Below are 519 nucleotides of genomic sequence, written 5' to 3'. Positions count from 1 at the left end.
GCAGAGTAACTCACAAATTTTACCTTAGCCTGATCCGTTACCAGTGAAAGTAACGTTCAGTCTATCTTTCTATCACATACCCAAATTTTTAAAGAACGATCTAATCAAAGACTAGAAATCAACATTCGATTAAGAACATTCATTTCTAAACTCTAACAAGCAGAAGCAGTTAATGGTGGAGCCAAACGGGATCGAACCGTTGACCTCCTGCGTGCAAGGCAGGCGCTCTCCCAGCTGAGCTATGGCCCCATAACAAAATTGGTGGGTCTGGGCAGATTCGAACTGCCGACCTCACCCTTATCAGGGGTGCGCTCTAACCAACTGAGCTACAGACCCAATTTCGAGCGTAACTGTTAGCTATGAGCTATCAGCTTGGAGCTTAAAGCTGCTTCTATCGTCTTCTTCAATGAATCAAGCAATTCGTGTGGGAACTTATGGAGCAGCTGATGTCGTCGATTAAGGAGGTGATCCAGCCGCAGGTTCCCCTACGGCTACCTTGTTACGACTTCACCCCAGTCA

2 tRNA genes and 1 rRNA gene are annotated in these 519 nt (G+C 46.2%); all 3 read right to left on the bottom strand.

Annotated elements, in window-relative coordinates:
* Positions 1-173: 173 nt before the first annotated feature.
* Positions 174-249 (bottom strand) — tRNA-Ala (locus tag AACY08_RS28705).
* Between the two features lie 10 nt (positions 250-259).
* A tRNA-Ile gene (locus tag AACY08_RS28700) sits at positions 260-336 on the bottom strand.
* Between the two features lie 121 nt (positions 337-457).
* A 16S ribosomal RNA gene (locus AACY08_RS28695) occupies positions 458-519 on the bottom strand; the annotation flags it as partial.

The sequence above is a fragment of the Pseudomonas sp. EL_65y_Pfl1_R83 genome (assembly GCF_963970695.1).
In the GTDB taxonomy this organism is placed as follows: Bacteria; Pseudomonadota; Gammaproteobacteria; order Pseudomonadales; family Pseudomonadaceae; genus Aquipseudomonas; species Aquipseudomonas tritici.
Note: the sequence above shows the minus strand (reverse complement) of the source record. Positions and strands in the feature narration are given on the sequence as shown.